The sequence below is a fragment of the Halomonas llamarensis genome (assembly GCF_023555005.1).
Taxonomy (GTDB): domain Bacteria; phylum Pseudomonadota; class Gammaproteobacteria; order Pseudomonadales; family Halomonadaceae; genus Vreelandella; species Vreelandella llamarensis.
Window position 1 is genome coordinate 182,857 of record NZ_JAMJPJ010000001.1, and the last position, 25,420, is coordinate 208,276.

At 57.7% G+C, this 25,420-nt stretch carries 26 protein-coding genes and 3 tRNA genes; 15 read left to right on the forward strand and 14 right to left on the reverse strand.

All coding sequences use genetic code 11. The annotated features are described in order from the left end of the window. Window positions 1–27: 27 nt before the first annotated feature. The 3 genes from dacB to trmB are packed head-to-tail and all read right to left on the reverse strand — an operon-like array spanning window position 28 to window position 2,500. A complete protein-coding gene (dacB, locus tag M8006_RS00810; protein WP_250079070.1) occupies window positions 28–1,500 on the reverse strand; it encodes a D-alanyl-D-alanine carboxypeptidase/D-alanyl-D-alanine endopeptidase in 1,473 nt (490 codons plus the stop codon). An 8-nt stretch (window positions 1,501–1,508) separates the two neighbouring features. Continuing rightward, window positions 1,509–1,838: a DMT family transporter gene (locus M8006_RS00815; protein WP_250079073.1), complete on the reverse strand. Its 330-nt coding sequence runs from the start codon at window positions 1,836–1,838 to the stop codon at window positions 1,509–1,511. Then, window positions 1,835–2,500: a tRNA (guanine(46)-N(7))-methyltransferase TrmB gene (gene trmB / locus M8006_RS00820; RefSeq protein ID WP_250079074.1), complete on the reverse strand. Its 666-nt coding sequence runs from the start codon at window positions 2,498–2,500 to the stop codon at window positions 1,835–1,837. The genes M8006_RS00815 and trmB overlap by 4 nt, the downstream gene beginning before the upstream one ends. Before the next feature lie 221 nt (window positions 2,501–2,721). Here trmB and M8006_RS00825 point away from each other — a divergent pair, with 221 nt between their 5' ends. The 5 genes from M8006_RS00825 (at window position 2,722) to M8006_RS00845 (ending at window position 8,171) form a co-directional block, all read left to right on the forward strand. Continuing rightward, window positions 2,722–4,581: a beta-ketoacyl synthase gene (locus tag M8006_RS00825; protein WP_250079528.1), complete on the forward strand. Its 1,860-nt coding sequence runs from the start codon at window positions 2,722–2,724 to the stop codon at window positions 4,579–4,581. Then, a complete protein-coding gene (gene coaD, locus M8006_RS00830; RefSeq protein WP_250079076.1) occupies window positions 4,581–5,060 on the forward strand; it encodes a pantetheine-phosphate adenylyltransferase in 480 nt (159 codons plus the stop codon). The genes M8006_RS00825 and coaD overlap by 1 nt, the downstream gene beginning before the upstream one ends. A gap of 81 nt (window positions 5,061–5,141) precedes the next feature. Next, complete coding sequence (locus M8006_RS00835) at window positions 5,142–5,390, forward strand: YfhL family 4Fe-4S dicluster ferredoxin (protein ID WP_179929210.1); 249 nt, start codon at window positions 5,142–5,144, stop codon at window positions 5,388–5,390. Between the two features lie 9 nt (window positions 5,391–5,399). After that, the gene (locus M8006_RS00840) at window positions 5,400–6,731 is read left to right on the forward strand and encodes an MATE family efflux transporter (protein WP_250079077.1); all 1,332 of its coding nucleotides are present in this window, start codon (window positions 5,400–5,402) and stop codon (window positions 6,729–6,731) included. A gap of 123 nt (window positions 6,732–6,854) precedes the next feature. Continuing rightward, entirely contained in the window at window positions 6,855–8,171 is a 1,317-nt protein-coding gene (locus tag M8006_RS00845; RefSeq protein WP_250079079.1) for a short-chain fatty acid transporter, read from the forward strand. On the opposite strand, the gene M8006_RS00850 is transcribed toward M8006_RS00845, so the two are convergent. Further along, on the reverse strand, window positions 8,124–8,276 hold the full coding sequence (locus M8006_RS00850; RefSeq protein ID WP_250079081.1) for a hypothetical protein: 153 nt from the start codon (window positions 8,274–8,276) through the stop codon (window positions 8,124–8,126). The genes M8006_RS00845 and M8006_RS00850 overlap by 48 nt on opposite strands. Between M8006_RS00850 and M8006_RS00855 the strand changes: the two genes are divergently transcribed. Next, window positions 8,275–8,799 carry an acyl-CoA thioesterase gene (locus M8006_RS00855; RefSeq protein WP_250079083.1) on the forward strand — a complete coding sequence of 175 codons (525 nt, stop codon included), beginning with the start codon at window positions 8,275–8,277 and terminating at the stop codon, window positions 8,797–8,799. The two genes, M8006_RS00850 and M8006_RS00855, sit on opposite strands and share 2 nt — an antisense overlap. Before the next feature lie 62 nt (window positions 8,800–8,861). On the opposite strand, the gene M8006_RS00860 is transcribed toward M8006_RS00855, so the two are convergent. After that, window positions 8,862–9,008 carry an entericidin A/B family lipoprotein gene (locus M8006_RS00860; protein WP_430886804.1) on the reverse strand — a complete coding sequence of 49 codons (147 nt, stop codon included), beginning with the start codon at window positions 9,006–9,008 and terminating at the stop codon, window positions 8,862–8,864. A gap of 182 nt (window positions 9,009–9,190) precedes the next feature. Here M8006_RS00860 and M8006_RS00865 point away from each other — a divergent pair, with 182 nt between their 5' ends. Beyond that, a complete protein-coding gene (locus tag M8006_RS00865) occupies window positions 9,191–9,628 on the forward strand; it encodes an HIT domain-containing protein (RefSeq protein ID WP_250079084.1) in 438 nt (145 codons plus the stop codon). On the opposite strand, the gene M8006_RS00870 is transcribed toward M8006_RS00865, so the two are convergent. Both M8006_RS00870 and M8006_RS00875 read right to left on the reverse strand, forming a co-directional pair. Then, window positions 9,625–10,665, reverse strand: a complete 1,041-nt coding sequence (locus M8006_RS00870; protein ID WP_250079086.1) for a nickel/cobalt transporter — start codon at window positions 10,663–10,665, stop codon at window positions 9,625–9,627. The genes M8006_RS00865 and M8006_RS00870 overlap by 4 nt on opposite strands. Next, on the reverse strand, window positions 10,656–11,276 hold the full coding sequence (locus M8006_RS00875) for a DUF1007 family protein (RefSeq protein WP_250079532.1): 621 nt from the start codon (window positions 11,274–11,276) through the stop codon (window positions 10,656–10,658). Before M8006_RS00875 ends, M8006_RS00870 begins: the two co-directional genes overlap by 10 nt. Before the next feature lie 279 nt (window positions 11,277–11,555). Here M8006_RS00875 and M8006_RS00880 point away from each other — a divergent pair, with 279 nt between their 5' ends. Continuing rightward, entirely contained in the window at window positions 11,556–12,029 is a 474-nt protein-coding gene (locus M8006_RS00880) for a Dps family protein (protein ID WP_250079087.1), read from the forward strand. A gap of 109 nt (window positions 12,030–12,138) precedes the next feature. Here the strand turns inward: M8006_RS00880 and ltrA are convergent, their stop codons facing one another. After that, entirely contained in the window at window positions 12,139–13,527 is a 1,389-nt protein-coding gene (gene ltrA, locus M8006_RS00885) for a group II intron reverse transcriptase/maturase (protein WP_250079090.1), read from the reverse strand. Here ltrA and M8006_RS00890 point away from each other — a divergent pair. Further along, a complete protein-coding gene (locus tag M8006_RS00890) occupies window positions 13,526–13,765 on the forward strand; it encodes a hypothetical protein (RefSeq protein WP_250079092.1) in 240 nt (79 codons plus the stop codon). The two genes, ltrA and M8006_RS00890, sit on opposite strands and share 2 nt — an antisense overlap. 263 nt (window positions 13,766–14,028) lie before the next feature. Here M8006_RS00890 and M8006_RS00895 read toward each other — a convergent pair. The 5 genes from M8006_RS00895 to M8006_RS00915 form a co-directional block, all read right to left on the reverse strand. After that, window positions 14,029–14,103, reverse strand: a tRNA-Thr gene (locus M8006_RS00895). Window positions 14,104–14,137: 34 nt separating this feature from the next. Further along, window positions 14,138–14,211 (reverse strand) — tRNA-Gly (locus M8006_RS00900). A gap of 89 nt (window positions 14,212–14,300) precedes the next feature. Next, a tRNA-Tyr gene (locus M8006_RS00905) sits at window positions 14,301–14,384 on the reverse strand. A gap of 132 nt (window positions 14,385–14,516) precedes the next feature. Next, window positions 14,517–15,356 carry a type III pantothenate kinase gene (locus M8006_RS00910; protein ID WP_250079095.1) on the reverse strand — a complete coding sequence of 280 codons (840 nt, stop codon included), beginning with the start codon at window positions 15,354–15,356 and terminating at the stop codon, window positions 14,517–14,519. Beyond that, window positions 15,353–16,339 (reverse strand): biotin--[acetyl-CoA-carboxylase] ligase, encoded by a 987-nt coding sequence (locus M8006_RS00915; RefSeq protein WP_250079096.1) that lies wholly within the window; start codon window positions 16,337–16,339, stop codon window positions 15,353–15,355. Before M8006_RS00915 ends, M8006_RS00910 begins: the two co-directional genes overlap by 4 nt. A gap of 144 nt (window positions 16,340–16,483) precedes the next feature. On the opposite strand from M8006_RS00915, the gene typA reads away from it, so the two are divergent. The 6 genes from typA (at window position 16,484) to M8006_RS00945 (ending at window position 23,937) form a co-directional block, all read left to right on the forward strand. Beyond that, on the forward strand, window positions 16,484–18,310 hold the full coding sequence (gene typA, locus M8006_RS00920; protein WP_250079098.1) for a translational GTPase TypA: 1,827 nt from the start codon (window positions 16,484–16,486) through the stop codon (window positions 18,308–18,310). A 269-nt stretch (window positions 18,311–18,579) separates the two neighbouring features. Next, window positions 18,580–20,022: a sodium-dependent transporter gene (locus tag M8006_RS00925; protein ID WP_250079100.1), complete on the forward strand. Its 1,443-nt coding sequence runs from the start codon at window positions 18,580–18,582 to the stop codon at window positions 20,020–20,022. Window positions 20,023–20,076: 54 nt separating this feature from the next. Continuing rightward, on the forward strand, window positions 20,077–20,847 hold the full coding sequence (locus M8006_RS00930) for an ABC transporter ATP-binding protein (protein ID WP_250079102.1): 771 nt from the start codon (window positions 20,077–20,079) through the stop codon (window positions 20,845–20,847). 43 nt (window positions 20,848–20,890) lie between these two features. Next, window positions 20,891–21,595, forward strand: a complete 705-nt coding sequence (locus M8006_RS00935) for an ABC transporter ATP-binding protein (RefSeq protein ID WP_250079104.1) — start codon at window positions 20,891–20,893, stop codon at window positions 21,593–21,595. Between the two features lie 30 nt (window positions 21,596–21,625). Beyond that, window positions 21,626–22,630, forward strand: coding sequence for a branched-chain amino acid ABC transporter permease (locus tag M8006_RS00940; RefSeq protein WP_250079107.1), 1,005 nt, complete (start codon window positions 21,626–21,628; stop codon window positions 22,628–22,630). After that, window positions 22,630–23,937, forward strand: a complete 1,308-nt coding sequence (locus tag M8006_RS00945; RefSeq protein ID WP_250079108.1) for a branched-chain amino acid ABC transporter permease — start codon at window positions 22,630–22,632, stop codon at window positions 23,935–23,937. The genes M8006_RS00940 and M8006_RS00945 overlap by 1 nt, the downstream gene beginning before the upstream one ends. Window positions 23,938–24,081: 144 nt before the next feature. Here M8006_RS00945 and M8006_RS00950 read toward each other — a convergent pair whose 3' ends face one another. After that, the gene (locus tag M8006_RS00950) at window positions 24,082–25,290 is read right to left on the reverse strand and encodes an ABC transporter substrate-binding protein (RefSeq protein ID WP_250079110.1); all 1,209 of its coding nucleotides are present in this window, start codon (window positions 25,288–25,290) and stop codon (window positions 24,082–24,084) included. Window positions 25,291–25,420 lie beyond the last annotated feature (130 nt).

A 25,420-nucleotide genomic window follows, 5' to 3' on the forward strand; every position in this document is an offset into this window, starting at 1 on the left:
CTCAACGTGGCAAGCCTCATTTTGTGGTTAATGGGCCCGTATCATTTCATCCAAATCTTGCGCCAGCGGCTCTAGCACTTTGGTCCAGTTGAGGTATGGCGTGTTTGAATTACCGTTCACCAATACACTGAATACCCCCCAACGCCCGCTAACGGTACGGAAATACCCCGCCGCAGCGCGCACCGCAAACGGTTGATTGAGCGTACCGGTTTTTATCATCACGTTAGTTTGGAAAGCATCGGGGCCGCGGCGAATAAAGCGCATGACCCCGTTGGCTGGCGACTGAAACGTGGCCGCGAAGCTTGGGAACAGCGACGCTTGGTAAAACATCGATTCCAGCATCACGTTGATACCGTGGGCACTGGTGCGATTGCCGGTGGTCAAGCCGCTGCCGCTTTCTAGCGTCACCGGACCGTGCCCCGGCAGGCTTGTGGCATACGCCTCTAATGCCTCGCCAGCCTCGCGCAGCTGCGCCTTGGGTGTTTCCACCAAATTTAATGCCAGCACATCGGCCATGTAATTATTGGAGTAGTTCATTGTCCGCAGCAAAATCTCCTGCAGCGGCTTACCGTCTACCGCGGCCAGCCGACTTGCACCTTCAGGCGGTGGTTCGGCAGTTACCCGGGGGTCGCTCCCCATCACAATGCCTGCCCGCATGAGCATAGCATGAAGCGTTTGCGCGGTTTGCGCCGCGCTGTCGCTTGCCGCCCGGTAGACATCCCGCGGCCAGGCGTTGGTGGAGATCTGCCCACTGATGCGCATGATATCGCCGCGTTCGTCGGTGATGCGCTCGGCGTTGAGCTCGGTCCCGCTGTTATCGGGGCGGGTCGTGACGCGGTTATCCACTCGCGTAAGCGATGACGGACCGTCGCAGTGGGTGATGCGCGCGGGCTCACCCGCCGTACTTGCCGGTGCGACGTTGACGCACCAGCTGCCAAAGTTCACCCCGGCCGATGAGAGCGGCGCACTGTAGCTGTTCGCCACCCGTGACAGCGCATCGCAGCGGTCGGTGGTGATGCATGCTACCGGGCCAAAACGCCACTGGCTCACGACCAAGCCACCGGCCACTTCGCGCACGCCGGCCTGCTGCAAGCGTTGTACCAAACGCCATAAATTTTCGCTGGTAAGCCCGGGGTCTCCGCCGCCGTCAAACACCAAATCGCCTTGCAACACGCCGTTGGTATCGACCTCGCCGACGCTAACCAACGCCGTAGTGAAGCGATGCTGCGGGCCAAAGCGGTTAAGCGCTGCGGCCCCCAGGTACGCTTTGGTCACCGACGCGGGTGAGCGCTCGGCGTGGGGATTGATGCTCGCCAGCGTCACCTCGGAGGCATTTAGCAACCGCGCCTCGGCACTAATCGCGAAACCACTCTCTTGCAGTTCGGCCAAACGCGAAAAATCCGCCATCACCAAGGAGCTAGACGACAGCATAAACGCTGCCGCCACGAGCGAACCGACGATAGACCTAGAGCGCCTTTTCAATAACGTGTTAGTCACCATTCGCCTCCTTAATGCACGCTCATTTTGGAAAACACCTGCAGCAATACCACGCCGACCACAATGAACCCAATGCCCAACACGCCGGGCCAATCAGGCCGTTCGCCAAACGCCACAATGCCCACTAGGGTAACCAGCACAATACCCAGGCCCGCCCAAATCGCGTAGGCCACGCCGACCGGCAGCGTGCGAAGCACCAAGCTCAACAAGTAAAAGGCCAAGCCGTAGCCCACCACCACCACGATACTCGGCAGCGGGCGAGTAAAGCCCATGGAGGCTTTAAGCGCACTGGTGGCTACCACTTCAGCGACAATCGCAAGCACTAAAAAAACAAACGTCATACACGCTCCAGATTTACGATGAGACGCCAGAGGGCCTGGCCGCTATGGTCATACTTCGCTTCAAACGGGGTTAAATAGTCGCCGCTGGGATAATGCGCCGTAATATCCGGCGACTTACCCGTGGCTTGCACCACGGCTTGAGCAAACTCCTCAACGTAAATTTTCCAATTCGATCGCAGCTCCAACCGACCACCCAGTGCCAGCAGCGTGGGAAAGACCGGGTGCCCATGCCAGCGCCGATTTAAATGCGCCGCCTTGGGGTAAGGGTTGGGATAAAGCAAATAGTGTCGCAAAGGCGTCCAGCCAGCACGTTGTGCCAAGCGCCAGAAATCAACGAGATCGGCGCGCACCAGAAGGGCATTCTCCGGTGGTGCGCCGTGGTCACGCCCCAGGCGATCCGCACTGCGATCCACTCCGATCACTGCATGGTCAGGGAAGGTGGCCGCTAAGCGCCGAGTGGAAAGCCCTACCCCGCAGCCGGCATCCAAAATAAGGGGCGCGCACCGCTCGCCTAGCCAGGCATTAGCCGTTTCAAACGCTTTTTGCGTATGCGCGGCGATAGGCTTTTGCCACGGGTGCGCCAGCGCGCGCGACACCCGGCGCGATACGTCTGGGTGCGCCCCCGGCTGATTAGATTCGACCGCGCGTGATCGCGTCTGCATGGCGTTTTTCACCCATTATTAGCCCAAAAGAAGCAGATTCTATCAGGCTCGTGTGCTTGTAGCATGACGGCGTTGCGCGCCTGGTGCTATGATCACACCCAAGAAAATGATGAAGCGCACGTGACAACCACGTTACAGTGACCGCGTGTCGATAAAAACGATTTTAACCACCACCGCACCACGAGGAACCCGGCTTGCCACACTTACCGGTGATTGTCGGCATGGGCGGCATCAATCCCGCCGGCAGAACCTCGGGCCATCAGGCCTTTCGCCGCACCGTGCTTGATGCACTCTCTACCGATCAGCAACGTCAGACCTTAGAGAGCCTGGCCGCACTCATGCGCCTTAATACCGGTGCCACATTATCCTTTGATGCGCTGCGCGAAGAGGTGCTTAAGCATACCCTAGTGCGTCGCAACGAAGACCCGCTCTTTACCCCCCCGGGGTTGCCCGCCAACCGCCAAGCCTCGCTGGGCCTAAGCGAACCGCTGCGCTTTCAGCTGCGCCGCCGCCAGCTTCCTGAGCACATTCCCGACCACTGGGACGTGCGCGAACTCGATGCTCGCCAGGTGGAAGTCAGCGTACCCGCGGGTGATTTCAATGTGCTGCTGCCCGACGCCCAGACGCCCAAAGTCTCGACCGCGGCCCAGCTGCCCAGTGGCTTTGATCCGGCCTCACTTTACCGCAGCGTTCACCATCCACGCGGGCTTTCCATGGCGATTTTTAGCGCCAGCGACTGCATCGGGGCGAGCGGCTTTACCTGGGAAACCCTGCGCCAGCAGCTCGACCCGGACCAGATTGCCGTCTATGCCGGCAATTCCATCGGGCAACTGGATGATCAGGGCTGGGGAGGCCTGATCAAAAGCTTGGTCAGCGGGCAGCGCGCGACATCCAAACAGATGCCACTTGGCTACGCGCAAATGCCAGCCGACTTTTTGAACGCCTATGTGCTTGGGAGCGTTGGCGGCACCGGCGCCGCGCTCGGCGCCTGCGCCAGCTTTTTGTATAACCTGCGCTTGGGCATCGACGATATTCGCGCCGGGCGCTGCCGGGTGGTGATGGTCGGCACCGCCGATGCGCCGATCACACCGGAAATCATCGAAGGCTTTCGCGCCATGGGTGCGCTTGCCGATGACGCGGGTTTGAAAGCCTTAGACGCGTTAGAAATGCTAACCGACGCTGACTACCAGCGCGCTTGCCGCCCGTTTGCGCGCAACTGCGGCTTTACCATGGCCGAGTCAAGCCAGTTTGTCATGCTGATGGACGATACCCTGGCACTGGAAACCGGCGCGGATATCCTCGGCGCGGTGCCGGATGTATTCGTCAATGCCGACGGCTTCAAACGCTCCATCTCCGCACCCGGCATCGGCAACTACATTACCTTGGGCAAAGCGGCGTCACTGACGCGTAGTCTACTGGGCGAACGTGCGCTGCAAGAGCGGACGTTTCTCCACGCCCACGGCACCAGCACGCCGAAAAACCGCGTCACCGAATCCCACGTATTCGATGAAATTGCCCGCGCCAACGGGATTTCGAACTGGCCGGTCGTGGCAATCAAAGCGTTTGTCGGCCATTCACAGGGTTCGTCGGCGGGAGATCAGCTCATGAGCGCACTAGGGAGCTTCGCTCACGACATGCTGCCGGGCATCCCCACGTTGGATGCCGTTGCCGATGACGTCTATGCCAGTCGCTTGCGCTTTTCACAGCCTGCGCAAGCGTTTCACGCTGATGCCGCTTTCATTAACGCCAAGGGCTTTGGCGGCAATAACGCCACCGGCGTGGTACTTTCGCCAGAGGTCACCGAGCGGCTGCTGACTCAGCGCCACGGCGCACGCGCTATCACCGAATGGAAAAAACGCCGCGACGGCGTGCGCGAGACCGCCAACGCCTACCTTGAGCAAGCTGACCGCGGGCACTATCAACCACGCTATCAATTCGGCGAGCAGGTACTGGAAGGCCCCGAGCTTGAGATTCACGCTGACCGGATTCATATCCCCGGCTACGCTAAAGCCGTCTCGCTAAGCGTCGACACCCCCTTTGGCCGCCTAAATGACGCGACACCGGATGACAAGGAAACGTGATGAATATCGCCGTATACCCTGGCACCTTTGATCCTATTACCAACGGCCACTTTGACCTAATTGAGCGCGGCGCCCGTATGTTCGATGAAGTCATCATTGCCGTCGCGGAAAGCCCTGGCAAGCGCCCGACACTGGATCTCGACACGCGAATCACGCTCGCTCGGAAGGTTTGCGGCGATCTTGCTAATATCGAGGTCGTCGGTTTTTCATCGCTTTTGACCACGTTTATGCGCGAGCAGCAGGCCAATATCATTCTCCGCGGGCTTCGCGCAATGTCGGATTTTGAGTACGAACTGCAGCTCGCCAATATGAATCGCACCCAAAACCCCGAGCTTGAGAGCGTGTTTCTCACACCGGCGTTAGAAAACTCCTATATTTCCTCCACCATGGTGCGCGAAATCGCCAAACTTGGCGGCGACATTTCACTGATGGTGCATCCACAGGTCGCGCAGGCGCTACACAAGCACTACAATAGCTAGCCAACTGCCTATTGTTGAGTTAAACACTCAGGTATCGCCCGCCGCGATATCGAGTGGCGACGCCATACGTGAGGTATGCCCATGGCCCTAATGATTACCGACGAGTGCATTAACTGCGACGTCTGCGAACCGGAATGCCCTAACGACGCGATCTCTCCTGGCGAAGAGATCTACGTGATCGACCCCAACCTATGTACCGAGTGTGTTGGCCATTACGACGAGCCGCAGTGCCAGCAAGTATGCCCGGTGGATTGCATCCCACTCGACGCTGAGCGCCCCGAGACCCACGACCAGCTAATGGAAAAGTACCACCGGATTACCTCGAGCTAACCGCTTTTCGTGTCTTCCGCCACCTCCCCACCACGCCAGCGCATCTGGGCGCTAGCGTGGCCAATTATTCTCTCCAATATTACCGTCCCCCTTCTGGGGCTGGTGGATACGGCGGTGGTCGGCCACCTGCCGGACTCGCGCTATTTAGCCTCCGTCACCTTAGGGGCAACGCTTTTTAGTTTTCTCTATTGGGGCTTTGGCTTTTTGCGCATGGGCACCACCGGGCTCACCGCCCAGGCAGTCGGACGTGAAAGCGACACGGAAGTGCGCAACCTGCTTGGCCAGGCGTTGATCATGGCCGCCGTCATTGGCGTACTCTTGATCGTATTTGCCTCACCGCTGATTTCACTGGGTCTGTGGCTTCTCGATGGCAGCGAGACGGCGACTCCGTTGGCGCGGGAATACGCCGAAATCCGCATTCTTTCGGCCCCGGCGGTGCTGGCGAACTACGCCATTTTGGGCTGGTTTCTCGGCCAGCAAAATTCGCGCGTGACGCTGATGATTCTGGTGCTGACCAACAGCGTCAACATCGTGCTTGATCTATGGTTTGTCGTCGGGCTTAAAATGACCAGCGACGGCGTGGCCTGGGCGAGCATTCTGGCCGACTACGCAGCACTTGTCTTTGGCGCTACGCTCGTACTGCGCCAGCTCGGCTATCTCGAAGGGCGCTTTCTGCGCCAAGAGCTCACTTCGCTGGGCGCTTATCGGGCGCTTTTTCATGTCAACGCCAATCTATTCGTGCGCACCCTCGGGCTTTTGTTCGTGATGGCGTTTTTCACCGCTCAGGGGGCGGGCCAAGGCGATACCATCCTAGCCGCCAATGCCGTGCTGTTGCAGTTCATTATGCTGGTAAGCTACGCGCTGGATGGTTTTGCCCACGCGGCGGAGTCGCTTATTGGGCGCGCTTTCGGCCGTCGCGACTGGCAAGCGTTTGCCGCGACGGTAAAGGCGGCCGCGCGTTTTTCGTTGTGGACGACCCTTGCTGCATCGCTGGCGTTTGCCCTCGGCGGTAACGCGCTCATCGCCTTACTCACGGGGCTGCCGGAAGTACGCGCCACGGCGGCAGTGTATCTGCCGTGGATGGTGGCCATGCCGCTTCTGGCGGTGTGGAGCTATTTGCTTGACGGCGTATTCATCGGCACCACTTCAGTTAGAGAGATGCGCAACAGCATTTTTATCGGCCTATCGGCCTATTTGCCCGCGTGGTGGCTCGCCACCGAGATGCTGAGCCACGAGTACCACAACCATGGCCTCTGGTTCGCTTTCACGCTGTTTACCTTGGTGCGCTCGGGCGTTTTGATCGCCTACTATCGCCGTTACCGTTTAACCCGTTGGCGGTAGTCGCGGTGGCCACCGTTCACGCTGAGCCTGTCGAGGCGTAAAAACGCAAAGGCTGCAAAATTCTTTTCAAAGACCGTATATTAGTAGCGCACGTAACGTATAACCAATAAAAGCGAGCCTCTCATGTTAAAGATGATTTCAAGGCCGGCGGTTAAGCTGGTCGAGCGTTATTTGCCTGACCCGTATATTTTCGTTCTCCTTCTCACCCTTATTGCCGCCGCTGCGGCGATTGCCGTTGAACGCCAGACGCCACTGGCCGTCATGCGGATGTGGGGTGACGGGTTTTGGAACCTGCTTACCTTCTCAATGCAGATGCTGCTGGTGCTAGTGACCGGTTTTATGCTGGCAAGCTCTCCTCCCGTTAAACGCTTGCTGCAGAAAATCGCCAGCTTCGCGAACACCCCCGGCGGTGCGATTTTGCTGGTGACGTATGTCTCGCTTATCGCCAGTTGGATCAACTGGGGCTTTGGCTTGGTGGTGGGCGCGCTGTTCGCCAAAGAGCTCGCCAAGCTGATAAAAGTCGATTACCGCCTGCTAGTCGCTAGTGCCTACTCAGGCTTTGTGATCTGGCATGGCGGGCTGGCGGGCTCTATTCCGCTGACCATTGCCACCGACGGTCACTTTACCGCCGACCAGATCGGCGTGATCGGCACCGGCTCAACTATCTTTGCCTTGTTTAACCTGGCGATTGTGGTGTGCCTATTTATCGTCATGCCGTTGGTTAATCGCATGATGCTGCCGGATGAGAAAGACAGCGTCTACGTTGATCGCGACCAGCTAGAAGACGCCACCGATGAAAAAGGCCCGGCGCGCATTAACCGCCCGGCGGAGCGCATGGAAAACAGCGTTATTCTCGCGTGGCTAGTGGGTATTCCAGGGCTTATCTTCCTGCTCGATCACTTCTTGCTACGGGGCGGTGGTCTGAACCTGAACGTGGTCAACTTCATGTTCCTGTTCTTGGCCATTGTGCTCCACCGCACGCCACGCAGCCTTTTGACCAGCCTGCACGAAGCGGTCAAAGGCGGCGCCGGCATCGTTATTCAGTTCCCGTTTTACGCTGGCATCATGGCGATCATGATTCAGTCAGGACTCGCCGCCAGCATGTCAGAGTGGCTGGTCTCGTTTGCCACCGAGACATCACTGCCGTTCTGGACATTTCTTAGCGCCGGTATCGTCAACCTGTTCGTGCCCTCCGGCGGCGGCCAATGGGCAGTACAAGCCCCGGTGATGCTGCCCGCTGCTGAAGCCTTGGGCGCGGACGTCTCGCGCATCGCCATGGCGGTTGCCTGGGGCGATGCCTGGACCAACTTGCTGCAGCCGTTCTGGGCATTGCCGGTACTCGCCATTGCCGGGCTAAAAGCCAAGGACATTATGGGCTTTTGCCTCGTGCAGCTATTCATCACCGGCGCGATCATTTCCGTGGGCTTGGTGTGGTTCTAAACGCTTACTAAGTGAGAGTACGTCGCGCTCACGGTAAAAACCGTGGGCGTTGCCGTTATAGTGGCCGGCTTTTCCATCGCCACCTACCGCAATCGGAGTTTTCATGCCCTCTTCCAACAATGCCCATGACACACTGCTGCCAGGGCAGCGCGATCTTTCCATGACGGTGCTGATGACACCGGACATGGCTAACTTCAGCGGTAAGGTTCACGGCGGGGCAATTCTCAAAAAGCTCGATGAAGTCGCCTTCGCCTGCGCCAGCCGCTATTCGGGCCACTACGTGGTGACGCTCTCGGTGGATCAGGTGTTGTTTAAGCAACCCATTCACGTGGGGGAGTTAGTGACGTTTCTCGCCTGTGTAAACCACGTCGGGCGCTCTTCGATGGAAGTCGGCGTCAAAGTGGTAGCGGAGGATATTCGTCAAAAAGTCATTCGCCATACCAATAGCTGCTATCTCAGCATGGTCGCGGTGGGTGATGAGGGGAAGCCAGCGCGCGTGCCGCCACTTAGTGTAGAAACGCCGCTGCAAAAACTGCGTTTTGAGAAGGCGGTGCTGCGTAAAAAACGGCGCAAACAAGCCGAGCGAGAAGAGCTTTTGACGCAACAGCAACACGAAGCATCGGGCTAAACGTGCGACTTACAAAAACTCCCCGTGGCACCAAGCCATCCGCGTCACGGGGAACCGTTATCTTAACTTGCCGCATCCTGAACGGCTTTGCCGCCCGCTTCCACGTCTTGCCCCATGCCGGCCATGGTATTGCAACCGCTTAGTGCGCCCATGGTCAGTAGCGCGATAAAGCTGCCTGTAAGGGCTTTTTTCATGCTGAATCGTTTCATAGTGCTTTCCTTCTCTTTCCACGTTTCATCAATTAAAAAAATCGATCGACGCCGTTCATGGCTGACGTTATCCAAAACGTGCGTTACCTCAGCGTAACAGCAATGATAGGTTTACGCTCATTAAGGCTGCTATGCTCATGCTTCACGCCGAGACCCTTCAATCCCGGATAGAGGAACCTTGCATGAATGATATCGCCTTGGATGAGCGCTTAGAAGCGGACACCTTCCCGGTGACTGAGCTACCGCTATGCCGGGTGCTGTTAATGGACGATACGCGCTTTACCTGGGTGGTGCTGGTGCCCTGCCAACCCAATGTCAGCGAAGTATTCGAGCTTGCCCTTGATGACCAAGCGCAGCTCTGGCGAGAAGCCGGTGCGCTGGCCAAAGCCTTAAAAGCGGGGTTTGACGGCGACAAAATGAATATTGCCACCCTTGGCAACGTGGTCAGCCAGCTACATATCCATATCATCGTGCGCCACCACGACGACGCCGCCTGGCCCGGCCCGGTATGGGGCGTGGGCAAATCAATAGCGTATGACCTTGAGCAACAGGGTGAGACACGCGAGCGATTATTAGCGCTCATTGAAGGACTCGACCTAGAACCCGAGAGCCACGCTTAACCCCTTAACGGATTCGACTCTTGCTGCGTAGCTGGCTCATTGAGCAGCGGCATGCCGCCTGGCTGCGCGGCCCCCGTCAAACTTAGCGATACACCCAAGGCGACGATCACCACACCGCCAGTCAGCGCCAGCCAACCGGCGAGTTTTTGTCCGCGTTGGCGCTGGCGCTGACTCACCAATCGCCGTTTTGCCCAATCGCGAGCCAACACCGTCGCCAAGGCCAGCGCTGACACCGTCAGCCCCGTCCCCAGCGACATCGCCACCACAGCCGCCACCCCCAGCATAAACTGCCCCAGCAGGCTCGCCGCGCCAAGCATCAAGACCGCGCCACTACACGGGCGCATGCCGATGGAAATCACCGTCATTATCGCCGTGCGCCAATCCAAAGCGTGCGCAGGGGCGATATGATGGGCGTTACCACAGCCGCATGCCCCATCGTGTTGGTGGTCATGGTGAGGCGTGTGTGCATGGACATGATGGAACTCATGGTTATGAAGGTGATCACGCACTTGCGCAACCGGCAAGCGGTACGCCGCGTTAAGCTGCTTGAACGCGCGCACACAGAGCCACACCCCGAGCAACGCCACCAGCAAAAAGCTCGCCTGTTCCACCACTGTCACGCTCCCCATGGCCTGGCGCGTGACCCAGCCCAGTGCGTGCACCAGCACGACCACCAGCGCAATGGCGGTTACCCCTTGCAGCATTGAGGCGGCAAACGAAAGCCCTAGCGCCCGGCGTGTCGCGCCGCCGTGGGAGGCAAGGTACGTTGCCAATACGGCTTTGCCGTGCCCCGGGCCTGCCGCGTGGAACACACCATAGCCAAAGCTAACGCCGATCAGCATCATCCAGGTCGCGGCGGAGGGCGTTTGGGAAAGCTCGGTGATCGTCAGTGTCAGGGCGCGATGCAAATCACGCTGCCAACTCAACAGCTGATAGCTCAGCGCTTGAAAGGCCCCGGATAAAGCGGCATAAGCCAACACCGCCACAAGCGCAGCCAACCCTGCCACCGCCAAGCATTGACGCCAGCTTAACGACATGTCACCACCCCCGTTTCTGCAAAATGGCGCCCAAGCCCAGTCTCACCCGATTCGTTTTTATCTAACATTGCCGCACGCATAATGAGCTCTGGGTCCGGGTCGGCAGGCTCGACGCTTAACGAACACTCGCGCTCACCACGCAACGTAAGCGCGTCATCACTGACGTTATTATCTTCCGCTTCGTGCACCACTTCCAGGTAATAGGTCGGGTCAAAGACTTGATACGTCAGCTCGCTCTCCTCCAGCGGCTGCGGTTCCGACAGCGGCAGCCGGAACATAAAATGTAGTCGCCCATTTCGCGCCAAGGCCGTGTAATCGATTACCTCGCCAAGCGCCTGACGCTCGCCGTTAAGCCGCACTTCGGTAAAGTAATGCTGGGCCGCTACATTATCGCGAATCTCATGACCGAGCTGGTCCAACCCTTCGTCTAAGTTTGCCTCCTTACCCTGAGAAAGCTCCTCCAACACCACAAGGCTATAGAAAGGATCCATCCGCCACGTCTGGTGCAGCGCCGTGGCGTTGCCGTCGGCATCCGTGATGACCTCCACGCTCAGATCAATCCAGCCGTGAGGGTGCGCCAAGGCAGCGCTCGGCAGCGCGCTTGCTAGCATGCCAACCACCCCCAATACCAGCCCCCGGGATATCCAGCGTGTTCTCGCATTTTGCGTTACGCTCTTCATAAGACGTTATCTCGCCTGCTAATGCCTTGCGATTATGATGGAGTCCTGATGCACGTTCTACTTTGCCCCGACAGTTTTAAGGATACGTTGAGTGCCCAGGCAGCCGCCGAGGCGATGGCGCGCGGCAGGCTCTTGAAACTAACGACCACCAACCGCACATAGATGTATAGTGATGAGTCCCAGACCTTTCAGTCACTCAAGGAGATAGATATGACCGATACCAATAGCATTGGCTTACATTCTGGCAGCGCCAGCCAACTGGCAGAAAAGCTCAACGACTTGCTGGCCAACTATCAGATTTTTTACATGAACGTGCGCGGTTATCACTGGAACGTAAAAGGCAGTAACTTCTTTGAACTACACGCCAAGTTTGAAGAACTCTACACCGATCTGTTAGCCAAAGTCGATGAAGTGGCCGAACGGATTTTGACCTTAAGCCACACGCCGGTTCACGCGTACACCGACTACGTGAAACTTTCACGCATCCAAGAAGATAAAGACGTTCACGACGGTGAAGCCTGTGTAAAAGGCGTGCTCCAAGGCTATCAAACGCTGATCGAGCTGCAGCGTGAAGTATTGGCGCTGGCGTCTGATGCCGATGACGAAGGCACCGCCGCTCAAGCGGGCGACTACATCCGCGAGCAGGAAAAAACCGTGTGGATGCTTAACGCTTATCTAGGCTAATAACACCTCGCTAGGTCAATAATGCTAGGCAGGTAAAATCGAGTAGGAAGGGGAGTCGCCTCCCCTGTCCTCTCACACCACCGGGCGTACGGTTCCGTACCACGGCGGTTCATGAACAACGGTTAAGCCATCTTACCGTATCGAGTATTGAGATCAGCCCTTGGTTGTTGAACCATCTCCTCGGCAGGGCATGATTCATGTGCGAGGCTCCTGCATTCCACCAGGGCCCTCGCCCATTGCCCGCCGATTTCCAAGCACGGTACGCATCCAGTCCTAGCCCTCGCAGCTTCCGTCGCCGAGTTGCTGGGCGTTTCCATTGCCGCCAGATCAGGCCGCGTAAGCGGCGGCGTATCCATTGATCCAGCGCTTCCAGCGGGCGTTTTACGTCAACGAGGTCAAAGTAGTTGGCCCAACCCCGCAGGGTGGGTGCCAACTCCTTGATCACTCGCTGGATGTGACGCCCCCTGCCACGCTTCAGGATCTCACGGACACGCTGCATCATTCGCTTCAGGCTGCTCTTGGCTAGCGTCAGTTTCGACTGCTTGTGCCGAGTAAGACTGTAGCCCAGGTAGCCGCGTTTCCATGGCCGATCCACCGCACTTTTCGTACGGTTGACCGTCAGCCGAAGTGAGCTCTCGAGATACTCACTCAAGCTCTCCATGACACGCTCGCCTGCTCGCTGACTTTTGACATACACCTGCACGTCATCAGCGTAGCGGCAGAAGCGGTGGCCTCGGCGTTCCAGCTCCTTGTCCATGTCGTCCAGCAGGATGTTCGCCAGCAGCGGGCTGAGTGGCCCGCCTTGGGGCGTCCCCTGCCGTCGCGGCGTGGGCAAGCCGTGCTGGAACATGCCCGCTTCCAGGTAACGGCGGATCAGACGCAGCACGCGCTTGTCGTCAACGTGCCGCGCCACCCGGGCCATCAGCAGGTCGTGATTCACGCGGTCGAAGAAGGCTTCCAGGTCAAGATCGACCACCCAGCGGTGACCGGCGGTGACGTGGGCCTTCATGGCCAAGGCGGCCTGCTTGGCACTCCGCTTGGGGCGGTAGCCGTAACTCGACGCGGAGAACGCTGGGTCGAAGATCGGCATGAGCACCTGGGACAGCGCTTGCTGGATTAGGCGGTCGGTAACCGTGGGAATACCGAGCTGCCGCGCCCCACCCTTGGGCTTGGGGATCGTGGCGGCTCGGATCGGGCTGGGGTGATACTCATCGGCCAATAGCCGCTCGCGCAGCGTTGGCCAGTACTGCTTTAGGTGATCACCCAGTTGGTGCACCGTCATGCCATCGACACCCGGGGCGCCTTTGTTGGTGACCACCCGATGGTAAGCTCGCTCCATGTTTTCCGGGTCAACGACCCGTTCCATGAGCGAGGTTGACTCCGCTTTCGTCCACGATAATGACGCCGGGCTCGTCTCGACGCTCACCGGCTGGGGCGCGGAGTACTGCTCCTGCCCTTCTGGGTGAGTGACGGTATTAGCGTCGGTTTCTGTCTTCATGATCGATCCTCGAGACGTTATCGCCTACTCGCGGTTCTTCATGTTCGGCCCTTGGTGCCGCGGTGAATCGACACTTACTATGGCCTCGGCTGACGTCTGGCGGTCCATCCCGTCGCCTCTCGACGCCGGTAGCACTGTGGCAGACCACCAGACCTCCCAGGGTAAGACGCGCGACCTTCCCGCTTATGCCTGTCGGATCTACGTCATGACGTTCCGTGCAAGTACTGGGCTTTGGTGATTCGTGCCACCTCACCCCGCCATAACGCCTCGTATCCGCTTCCTGTTCGTCAGGCCAGCGTTTTGCCTCGGGCTGCCTTCGGATTCCCCCTCGCGGGGGACACCCTTGCCGTCAGCTAGCACTTCCCCTTGCCGGGCGTGCAGGGGACTTTCACCCCCAAGTCATCCTGAGGCACCACCCCCAGGAACAGCGCCGGTCAAGGCGCTGCGCGCCATGCCTGGCGCACACAAAAAAAGCGAGCTTTGCTCGCTTTCATCGCAATATGGAGCTCATGGACGGATTTGAACCGTCGACCTCACCCTTACCAAGGGTGTGCTCTACCCCTGAGCTACATGAGCAAATGCTGCACAAACCTACTTACACGAACTTACCTGGAGCGGGCAGCGGGGATCGAACCCGCATCATCAGCTTGGAAGGCTGAGGTTCTACCATTGAACTATGCCCGCTAAACCATGGCCACAAAAAATGCCTGTAGAACTTTCTAAAAACAGATCTACTACCTGCTCAGCAAATCATGACGGCTAATCATAAAATTTGGTGGAGGGGGAAGGATTCGAACCTTCGAAGCTTTCGCGGCAGATTTACAGTCTGCTCCCTTTGGCCACTCGGGAACCCCTCCGTCTGTGGCGGCATATTATGCCAGCCTCCAAAACAGTGTCAAGCGAAGATTGATCTTATATAAAGCAACCAAATCACCAACTTGCCGCACAGGATATGCCTGCACTTCCGCCTTGGAACGCGCTGCATTCTGTCAAAGCAGCATAGAGAATGCAAGTCCTGCCCGTATTTTTTCTAACGATACCGGCTCGGGCACATTCGGCGCGCCCGACATTTTTCCGGCACGCTCGGCAAGCGTTAATGGAAAACACGCCTCTAGCCCGCCATACACCATATCGGGCCATACCGCGTGCGGTACCTGCACACCCCGAGAGACAACTCGCGCATCCCCACCGGTTAACAACATGGGGAGCGCCACACCTTGCTGGTCGCACACCTCGCTGTAGATACGATTAATGGCACTCACTGCCGCCATATAAATACCGTGATTCACTGCCTCGACGGTCCGCTTACCTGGCTCCAAAAGCGCTTCCGCTTCGCTTTCGGGGTCAATGGTCACGTTACGGGTACCGAGCTTCAGGCTCTCCTTCATTAAACGCAATCCAGGAATAATATAGCCGCCCAGATGGCTACCACCGGGCAGTACGAAATCCACGGTAATCGCGCTACCGCAGTCTATCGCACAGCAACCGCCGGCCAACTGATACCCCGCCAGCGCCCCCATCCAACGATCGACACCCAGACGTCTCGGCTCATCGTAGCCGTTAACCACGCCAAGTGACTCCCGCATTGAGCGCGCCACGTAAACATGTGGCACCCGATGGCGCAGTAAATTGACCGTTTCGTCGAGAACGGCTGCCCGCGCAACACTGGAAATACGCACCGACTCCACCACATCCAGGTCGGGAATATCCGCCCCAGGTCGCCACTCTTCGCGCGTCCATACGGCCCCTCGCGAGCGGATCTCACTACTTTGCGCCTCTTTGAGCCGCCACTTAGACAACGTGTTACCAATATCCAGGTCCAGAATCATAAGCGCCTGCGTATGCTGATCTCACCACCGACAAGACGCCGAGACTGCCCTGCTGCTTCTGTTATCCAGAGGTTGCCGCTAGCATCTACCTCACCGGCCGTCGCGTCATGCTTTTTCTTGCCCTGAAGCACATGGATCGGCTGGTCAGCAAAGGCGTGACGCTGATTCCATGCCGCCTGCCAAGCGCTAAAACCACGCGCTTCAAATGTCGCGAGCATATCCAAAAGCCCGGCCACCATATCGGCCGCTAGCTGATTACGCGCGATATGCGGACAGGTATCCGCTAAGGCAGCGACTGGCTGATCGATAGTGTCGCGCAATGCGTCAGGCAGCCAAAGATTCATGCCGATGCCGATCACTACTTCACAGGGGCCCGCCGCATCGCCGGTGACTTCCACCAAAATACCGGCTAGCTTAGCCAATTCATTGTCACGATTTTTGAGCAGTACATCGTTGGGCCACTTAAGGGCTGGCGCCGCTCCGTGCTGCTCTAACACTTGCGCCACGACCACCCCAACGGCAAGGCTTAACCCTTCAAGCGCTACCACGCCGCTTTCAAAGCGCCACCCAACGGAAAGCATCAAGCTTTGCCCCCAAGGGGTCGTCCAGCCTCGCCCTCGGCGGCCACGACCTGCCGTTTGCAGTTCTACCAAGCACACTTCGCCGTGACCGGCGCTTTGCTGAAAGCGTTCGCGCAGATACGCATTGCTTGAAGGCAGCTGATCTTCGACGAACAGTCGCGATAAATGATGCCGGGCACTTGCCGGTAGATGCGCCACCACGTTCGCACCGTCTAATGGCTCTAGCCGCTGTGACAGGCGGTAGCCGCGGCCTTTGACTGCCTCCACCTCAACGCCTAGCGCCTCGAGTTTTTTCAGCTGCTTCCATACAGCCGCGCGGGAGATACCCAGCGCCTCACCCAACTGCTCGCCGGAGTGGACATCGCCATCGCTTAATAAACGCATCAGATTGCCGATGGTCATAGTCTGCCCCACCTGGGAAAAGCCACATCTTACCGGAAGCTTTCACGGCGCGAAAACAAACCCGCACCATAATCAAGACAACACTGGCAGTCGACCGCCCCCAGCCCTTATAATGCTGCCCTATTTTTTTAGCAGGATCGCTTCGTGATCGAGAATCTTCGCAACATTGCCATTATCGCCCACGTTGACCACGGTAAAACCACCTTGGTCGACAAATTGTTAAGCCAGTCTGGAACGCTCGACCGTAAGGCCGAAGGCCAAGAGCGGATTATGGACTCCAACGACCAGGAGAAAGAGCGTGGTATCACGATCCTGGCCAAAAACACCGCGATTAAGTGGCAAGACCCTAACGGCACTGACTACCACATCAATATCGTGGACACGCCGGGACACGCCGATTTTGGCGGCGAAGTCGAACGCGTAATGTCCATGGTGGACTCGGTATTGCTGCTCGTTGACGCCGTCGACGGCCCGATGCCGCAAACGCGTTTTGTGACGCAAAAAGCGTTCGACCGCGGCTTGAAACCGATTGTAGTGGTCAACAAAATCGACCGCCCCGGCGCACGGCCTGATTGGGTTATCGATCAAATTTTTGACCTGTTCGATAACCTCGGCGCGTCTGACGAGCAGTTGGATTTCCCGATCATTTATTGCTCAGCGCTCAATGGCATCGCGGGCCCCGACCCCGACGAACTGGCCGACGACATGTCGCCCATGTTTCAGTCGATTGTCGAGATCGTTAACGCGCCTAAGGTCGAGAGCGACGGTCCTTTCCAGATGCAAATTTCGGCGCTCGATTACAACAGCTACGTAGGCGTTATCGGCTTAGGCCGCATTTCCCGCGGCAGCGTGAAACCCAATCAGCAAATTGCCGTGGTGTCCAAAGAAGGCCACACCCGCAAAGGCAAAATCGGCCAAGTCATGACCCACATGGGCTTAGATCGGGTCCAAACCGACGAAGTTACCGCGGGCGATATCATCTGCATCACCGGCATTGAAGACTTAGCAATTTCCGATACGCTTTGCGATGTCAACAGCGTCGAGGCCCTGCCACCGCTGACCGTTGACGAGCCTACCGTATCGATGACGTTCCAAGTCAACGACTCGCCGTTTGCTGGCAAAGAAGGCAAGTTCGTTACCAGCCGGAATATTAGAGACCGCCTGGAACAAGAGCTGATTCACAACGTGGCGCTGCGCGTTGAGCAAGGTGAAACACCGGAGAAATTTAAAGTTTCCGGACGCGGCGAACTGCACCTGTCGGTGTTGATCGAGTCCATGCGCCGTGAAGGCTTTGAGCTGGCCGTGGGCCGCCCCGAAGTAATCATCAAAGAAATCGACGGCGAGAAGCAAGAGCCCTACGAAGAAGTCATTATCGACTGTGAGGAGCAGCACCAAGGCGCCATCATGGAAGAGCTGGGCTATCGTAAGGGCGAGATGACCAACATGAACCCGGACGGCAAGGGCCGCGTTCGGTTGGACTTTATCATTCCGGCGCGCGGCTTGATTGGCTTTCGCGGTCAGTTCCTCACCCTGACGTCGGGTACCGGCATTTTGACCAGCCGCTTTGATCACTACGGCGCGCTGAAACCGGAGGCCTCTATCGAGCGCCGTAACGGCGTCTTGGTGTCGATGGTCGACGGTAAGGCACTGGCGTACGCTCTTTTCGCGCTTCAGGAGCGCGGCAAGTTGATCATCGATCACGCCACCGAGGTCTACGAAGGCATGCTGATCGGCATTAGCAACCGTGCCAACGACATGGTGGTTAACCCGACCAAGGGGAAAAAGCTGGATAACATGCGCTCGACCGGTAACGATGAAAACATCGTGCTGACGCCGCCGATTAACTTCAGCCTGGAACAGGCCATCGAATTCCTGGATTCCGACGAGTTAGTCGAAGTCACGCCGAGCCATATTCGTCTACGCAAGAAGCTGCTCAAAGAAAACGAGCGTAAACGCTCCAACAAAAAGTAAGCGCTTTTGCAGCGCTGCGTAAACGGCGTCGACGACGCCAATGCAAACGTCGCCCAAAAGCCCGCTTAACGCGGGCTTTTTTTATGAGCAGGCAATTTTCTCCCGTTTATACTCCCGCCGCCATTTGCCAAGCCCTGCCTCTAAACGCAGCCTAAACGCAAAACGGCTAGAAAGCCGCGCGGGAGTCACGCAAAGTAGCGTGCAATACGGGTGTTTTAATTGCTGCTTGGTAAGCACTCATCCACCGAACCAACACGGATACTCCTTACATGAGCGGTCACAACGTCTGGACACACAAGGGGACATTTTTACTCGCGGCGGTTGGCTCTGCCGTGGGCCTGGGCAACCTTTGGCGCTTCCCTTACCTTACCGGCGAAAACGGCGGCGGTGCCTTTATTCTCGTTTATGTCCTGACAATTTTTGCCGTGGGCATTCCTATTTTAATCGCGGAAATCATGCTTGGCCGCTCGAGCCGTCAAAGCCCCATCATGGGCATGCGCCACCTAACCAACACCCACCAGACATCGCGGGCGTGGGAAACCATTGGCTGGCTGGGGGCCGCCTCGGCGTTTCTTATTTTGAGCTTTTACTCAGTTGTCGCCGGTTGGTCACTGCACTACACCTGGCAGATGCTTACCGGCTCGCTCGCCGGTGCCGATGCTGACACCATCAACGCTGGATTTAGCCAACTGCTGGCCTCGCCCGGGCTGATGACGCTCTACCACACCCTGTTTATCGCGCTTTCCGCGCTCATTGTCGGCATGGGGATTCACAAGGGCATCGAGGCGGGCCTGCGCATCATTATGCCGGCGCTTTTTGTCATTTTACTGGGGGTATTGGGCTATAGCGTTGTCAATGGCGATATCGGCGCGGCGGCCCGCTTCTTATTTACCTTCAATATTGCCGATTTAAGCCTAGAGGGATGGTTGCAGGCCATGGGGCAATCCTTCTTTACCTTGAGCTTAGGCATGGGCGCGATCATGGCCTACGGCGCTTACATGTCGAGCGATGCCTCGCTCACCCGCACGGCCCTGTCGGTGGCGTTCGTGGATACCGCCGTTGCCTTGGTGGCAGGGCTCGCCATTTTCGCGCTGGTCTTTGGTGCAGGGCTTGAGACCGCCCAGGGGCCGGGGCTGATGTTTGTCACCCTCCCCATGGCGTTTGCCGAGATGCCTTTTGGCGCCCTGGTAGGCGGTGTGTTCTTTATCTTGGTACTGGGTGCCGCCCTGAGTTCATCTATTTCGTTAATCGAGCCCGTGGCCGCTTTTTTGGTCGAGCGTTTTGATCTTACCCGCCCGCAAGCGGTCACCATCATGGTCATTGCCAGCTGGGCGCTGGGGCTTCTTACCGTGATGAGCTTTAACCTGTGGGCGGAAGGCACGATTTTCCACGCGCTCTTTGGCCGCAGTGCCTTTGAGTTTATTGAGCTTTTGACCAATATCTTTATGCCACTCGGCGGGTTATTGATTGCCTTGTTCGCTGGCTGGGCGTTGACCCAAAGCGAAGTGGCCAAAGAACTCGGCGGGCACGATACCTGGTTTCGCGTCTGGCGCTTTTTGGTGCGCTTTATCGCACCGGCGGCCGTGGCGTTTGTGTTCCTGCGCACCCTGCCGCAAGTCGAAGGCTATTGGATCCCGGCGATTGGCGCTTGCGTTATCGTCGGCGCCTTTGCCGCCGGGCGCACTTTTATAGCCACTAACGAACATCAATAGTTCTGGTCAATAGCTCTGGTCAATAGTTCTCATCAATAACAATGAGGTAGCGTCATGACACCTATTATCGATGTGCAGCAGGTTAACAAAGCGTTTGGCGGCCTGCGGGTGATCAATGACGGCTCGATACAGGTTACTAAGGGCTCCATCACCGGGATGATTGGCCCTAACGGCGCGGGGAAATCGACCCTGTTTAACCTGATTGCTGGCGCCCTAACGCCCGATAGTGGCCGCGTTTTGCTTGACGGCGAAGACATCACCGCGCTTAGCGCCAACGCGCGCTTTCATAAAGGCCTGTTGCGCACTTTCCAAATTGCTCATGAATTTAGCCATATGAGCGCGCTGGAAAACCTGATGATGGTGCCCTCCCACCAGCCCGGTGAGAACCTATTTACGACCTGGTTCAAGCCGAGGCTCGTTCGTGAGCACGATGCCAAGGTGCGCCGCCGGGCGCTGGAGGTCATCGACTTCATCGGCCTTTACCACGTTCGCAACGAGCTTGCTGGCAACCTATCCGGTGGCCAGAAAAAACTTCTTGAGCTGGGTCGCACCATGATGACCGATGCCAAGGTTGTGCTGCTCGACGAGATCGCCGCCGGCGTTAACCGTACGCTTTTGGGCGACTTAATCGGCAATATCGAACGCCTAAACCAGGAGATGGGCTATACCTTTTTGGTTATCGAACACGATATGGACATGATCGCACGGCTATGCGACCCAGTGATCGTGCTGGCCCAAGGTAGTGTGATGATGGAGGGCAACATCGATGACGTGCAGAATAATCCCGAGGTCATAGAAGCGTACTTCGGCGGCAGCGCTGCCTAACGCCCAGCACCACTCTGAGATACCACTTTGAGACACTAAGACCATGCCACTACTTGAAGCACGCAACGTGCACGGCGGTTACGGCAGCATGAACATCCTCAACGGCGTCAACATGGCGCTGGAAGCCGATGAAGTCGGGGTGATCGTTGGCCCCAACGGGGCCGGTAAGTCGACCATGCTGAAAGCCATTTTTGGCCAGTTGCACGTCAACCAGGGCGAAATTCTATTGTTGGATGAGCCAATCCATAACCTTCCGCCTAACAAACTGGTGCAGCGTGGAATGGGGTTTATTCCCCAGGAGAAAAACATCTTCCCAAGCCTCTCCGTGCAGGAGAATTTGGAAATGGGCGCGTTTCTCAAACCGCACAACGTCAAACGTATGCTCGCCCAAGTGTATGATTTCTTCCCGCCGCTTTATGACAAGCGCCACCAGCCCGCTGGCGAGCTCTCCGGTGGCCAGCGCCAGATGGTCGCCATGGGCCGGGCGCTGATGGCTGAGCCAAGCCTTCTGCTGCTTGACGAGCCGACAGCCGGGCTTTCACCGCGTTACATGAACGATATTTTTGACCGGGTAAAAGAAATCAATGCGGCCGGAGTGGGCATTTTGATGGTCGAACAAAACGCCAAGCAGGCGCTGGCAATTGCCGATAAAGGCTTTGTTCTCGCCGCCGGTCAAAACCGCTTTACCGATACCGGGAAGGCCTTGCTGGCCGACCCTGAGGTAGCAAAAAGCTTTTTGGGCGGCTAGCCGCTAGAGCCAGTACGGGAGAAAAACACCGTGAACGAATGGGTTTTCTTTATTAACAACGTGATGGTCGCCGGCAGCGTGTCCGGATCCATCTACGCCATCGGGGCAGTGGGCGTGACGCTGATTTTCAGCATTATGCGCTTCGCTCACTTTGCCCATGCCGATATGATGACGTTCGGCGCGTTTATGGTGCTGCTACTCACCACGACGTTTCCTGCCGCCGGGGCCAGCATCGGTATACCCACCGCGCTGATCATGCTGCCGCTGGCGATGGTGCTCACCGCCGCCCTCGCCGTCGGCATTGATAAAGTGTTTTATAAGCCGCTGCGCGCCCACGGCGTCAAACCGATTGTCATGGTCATTGGCTCGCTTGGCGTGACGCTGATTCTGCAAGGCTTGATCCGCTTATTCGCGGGCACTAGCGGGCAAAGCCTGTATGTCGATGACCGCAAAGAGATATTCCGACTGGCGCTACCGTTTGACGGCGTGCGTGTACCGGTGGTGATCACCGAGCCGCAAATCTACTTGTTCGTCATTACCCTAGTGGCCGTGGTTGCCCTCCACCTGTTCTTAAACCGCTCGCGGCTAGGCAAAGCGATGCGCGCAATGTCAGATAACCCTGAGCTTGCCCAAGCCTCGGGGATCAATACCAACGTGATTGTCGCCGTTACCTGGGTCATCGCCGGGGGGCTTGCGGCCATTGCCGGTACGCTGCTCTCGTTAGATGTCACCTTCAAACCAGACTTGAGTTTCTTTTTGCTACTGCCCATTTTCGCCGCAGCGATCGTCGGCGGGGTCGGCCACCCTTATGGGGCCATTGCCGGTGGCTTCGTGGTGGGGTTTGCTGAATCGCTGGCGGTATTCAACTGGAATATTCTCCTGCGGCCCTTCCGCGACAGCTTTCCTGCGTGGCTCGATCTGCCCACCAATCTCGCGTTCGTCAGCACCGAATACAAAATTGTGGTGCCGTTTTTCATTCTGGTCGCTATTTTGATATGGCGCCCCACCGGGTTGTTCAAAGGTAAGGTGATCTGATGAGCACACAGCCTAAACGAGAAGATCTGGTCGCCGCCCCCTCGCGTTTCCCCCTACGCGAAGTGCTGCTTTTTGCCGCGCTGCTGCTCGCCGTTTTGGGGGTCTATGCGGCCATGGGCGCGGCCTACAGCACGCGGATGCTGGTCGAAGCTGCCTGCTACGCGATTTTAGCCTTGGGCTTAACCATTCAATGGGGCTATGCCGGGCAGTTCAATGCCGGTGTGATGGGCTTTGTGGCCTTAGGTGGCTTCTGCGCCATGCTCTTTAGCGTGCCGATCAACGAGGAGTTTTGGGGCACTGAGCTGCCCGGCGAACTCGGCCGCGTGCTGCTTTACGCCGTTGCCGCCACGCTAGTGGTGATAGGCGCCACGCGCTTAGACCGCTTAGGTGTCCCAAAAACGCTGCGCACGGTGATCGCCGTGGTGGTGGGGCTTACCCTCTACCTCGTCGTGATTAGCCTGCTGCGCGAAGTGACCGGCGAGATTGAATCACGCGCCGGTTTTATCGGGGGCTTTGGCTTACCCGCCTGGGTCGGTTGGATCGTCGGCGGGGCGCTCGCTGGTGGCGTTGGCTATTTTATCGGCCATATTTGTTTGGGGCTGCGCAGCGATTATCTCGCCATTGCCACCTTGGGCATTGCGGAGATCATCAAAGCGTTTTTGAAAAACTCTGACTGGCTAACGCGCGGCACCGCCACCGTGTCACCGCTGCCGTGGCCAACGCCCGGCCCTGCCGAGGTCGGTTTTACGCTTGCGCGTGCGCTGTATTTGTCGGTGACCGCGGTGGTAATTGCCGCGATCTTCTTTTTGCTCCACCGCGCCTATCACGCGCCGTGGGGGCGCATGATCCGCGCCATCCGTGATAACGAAGTCGCTGCCGCGGCCATGGGCAAAGACATCAACCGGCGCCGCCTGGAAATCTTCGTCCTCGGCTGTATTTTGATGGGCCTCGGCGGGGGCATGCTGACATCGTTCAACAGCCTGTTTGACCCTAACGGCTATCTGCCGCTTAACCACACCTTTCTGGTGCTCGTCATGGTGATCCTCGGCGGGCCGGGCAACAACCTGGGGACGATTTTCGGCGCGGTGGCCGTGTACATCATCTGGATCATGTCGGAGCCCCTGGCGCTTTGGTTGATGCAACTGATCGTCGCGTTCGGTGAAGGTGCCTTCGGCTGGGATGCCCCGGGCAATATGGATAGCCGAGCCTTGCAGGCACGGGTATTGGTGATTGGCGTACTGATTACCGCGGTGCTGCGCTTCGCGCCCAAAGGGCTGCTACCGGAAAAAATACGCCACCACGACTGAGCCTTTTATCATCGTCTTGGCTGTCAGCCGTGGCCGACAACAATGGCACACAAAAAACCGCTCCCACATGACATGTCCAAGACACACGCTGGGAAGCGGTTTTTCCGTGTTGAACGCCGTTAATAACCGCGGCACAAGCCGTGATCAGAGGTCGACCAAGTCCTTGCTGACAAAGTGGCCATCTTCTACCGTCATTTCCACCACAACGCCCGGCACATCGCCGTTGTCATCAAACTCGTGGGTGCCCGAAGCACCTTCGTAGTTGATCTCAGTGCCCTGAGCGATCAGCTCGGCGGCTTTTTCCCATTCACCGGGCAGAATCACCTCGCCTGGGGCATTCGCAACGCTGCGTAAGGCATCACTCAGGCCTTCACGCTCAGCGTTGCCATTCTGTTCAATCGCCAAGGCTACCAGAAACGCGGCATCATACGCCTGAGCGGCAAAGACCGCGCTAGGATCAAAACCGGCGCCTTCTGCGGCGGCGTTAAAGATATCCGACCCCGGCAGGTCAGGGCTACCTGGGCGCGTGGCGATCATGCCATCGAGCACATCGGCACCAATCGCATCGACCAGGCTATCCCCGACCATGCCGTCTGCGCCGACGTACTGAGTGAACATTCCACTCTCATAAGCCTGGCGCATCACCGTTTGCCCTGACGTGTCGGCATACGCCAGCACGACTAAGGTATCGGCACCGGTCGCCGAAAGGGCACCGAGTTCCGCACGATAGTCAGCCCGGTTATCTTCGTGGCCGAGGTTATCGGCCACGGTGCCGCCACCGGCCTCAAACGCTTCAGCGAACGCGTCGGAAAGGCCACGGCCATAATCATTATTGACGTAAGTGACCGCGACGTAGTCGATGCCTTTATCCAGCAAGAGCTTCGCTAACATTTCGCCTTGAAACGCATCCGAGGGTACGGTGCGAAAGACAAGGTCGTTATCGTCTAGCGCTGAGACCGCCGGCGCCGTCGAGGCGGGCGATACCATCAGCACGCCACCGGGAATGGCGGCATTATTAGCCGCGGCTATCGTCGCCCCAGTACACAGCGCGCCGACGATAGCCGTTACCTGTTCGGTGTTCACCATGCGGTCCGCGGCGTTCGAGGCCGCTGAGGCGTCAGAGCAGGTCGTATCACCCGACGGCATGACCAGTTCTTGCCCGCCTAAAAGGCCGCCTTGCGCATTGATTTGCTGCACAGCCAAGCGCGCGCCATCGAAAATCGGTGGCGTTAAGCTTTCAATACCGCCGGTAAAGCCCCCTAAAAAGCCTACTTTCACTTCCGCGTTGGCCGCTCCCGCTAAAGCCAGCGAAGACACGGCCACGGCACTGGCGAGTATGCGTTTATTGATCATGTTATTTGGCACTCCCGATAAATGGATCCCTAAATGTCCCGCTTTAGAGCTTTAAAATGAAAACCCACTTACAATTTGGAACCAAACCAGAAAAAACACAACTTGCCGCTTTTAACGCTGCCAACCACAA